Genomic DNA, 1118 nt, shown 5'->3' on the forward strand with positions numbered 1-1118 from the left:
GGCGGCTGGCTGGCCGACGAGCCCACCAAGCAGAGCAGCAACTCCTTCGTCCGGGGCGTCCAGGACGTGCTCAGCTTCGTCGGCCTGATGCTGGGACGGGATCTCGGCCTCCGCAACCCCCGGTGGCTTTCGCGCTACGGCAACGCCACCCGCCAGGCCGCGCGGTACCGGGCCGGACGGGTGCTGGTGGCCGGGGACGCGGCGCACATGTTCTTCCCGGCCGGTGGGCAGGGCATGAACCTCGGCATCCAGGACGCGGCCAATCTGGGCTGGAAGCTGGCCTCCACCCTCCAGGGCCGGGCGCCCGACGGACTGCTCGACAGCTACGACACGGAGCGCCGGCCCGCCGCCCGCGCCGTCATCGACAACACCCGCGCACAGCTCGCCCTGTTCGCGGCGGCGAGCCCCGAACAGATAGCGCTGCGCGAGGTCTGGTCCGCCGCGCTCGCCGAACCGCAGACCAACCGCCGGTGGGCCCGCCGGATCGCCGGCTTCGACGACCCGCTCCCCGAGGGCACCGAAGCCCGCGCGCACCCGCTGAACGGCACCCGACTGGCCGGCCTCACCCTCGACTCGGCCGGCACGCCCACCGCCCACCCGTTGATGCACCACGGCCGGCCACTACTGCTGGACCTCGGCGGGACACGGACACCGTGCCCGACGGATGGCCTGGAGCAGCAGGCGGGAGCCGTCGACGCCAAGACGGCGCACCCGATCTGGCTGGACGTCACCGCCGTCCTCATCCGGCCGGACGCCCGGATCGCCTGGGCCAGCACCGACACCGACCCGCAGCGCCGGGCCGCGGACTGCCTCACCGCCCTGCGCACCCTGTGCCGCTGACCGCCACGCGGTGAGCCCGCCCGACGGCCCGTTCGGCGGCCCTCCCTCACGCACCGGCATCTCGCCCGGCGCGATACCGGCACGTGGCTGCGCCGGTTCGACCGGCCGGACCTCTTCAACCGCCTCGACCGAGGCAGTCACCTCACTCCTCGGGTGCTACGTCCGTGACCGGGAGTCGCACCGGTACGGACCTGCCCCGGGCCGCGCGGTCATCCGGTGCCGGATGCCGGTGCCGGTCGGCGCCGTCCTCCCCCAGCACGGTGGCGAGCCCCTGCGGC

The 1118-nt window shown here is 74.8% G+C and carries 1 protein-coding gene; it reads left to right on the plus strand.

The window, feature by feature from the left end:
* Positions 1-840, plus strand: an 840-nt coding sequence (locus ABZ885_RS41775) for an FAD-dependent monooxygenase (protein WP_360200520.1), incomplete at its 5' end; no start/stop codon positions are given.
* Between the last annotated feature and the right edge of the window lie 278 nt (positions 841-1118).

This window comes from Kitasatospora sp. NPDC047058 (assembly GCF_040643935.1).
Lineage (GTDB): Bacteria > Actinomycetota > Actinomycetes > Streptomycetales > Streptomycetaceae > Kitasatospora.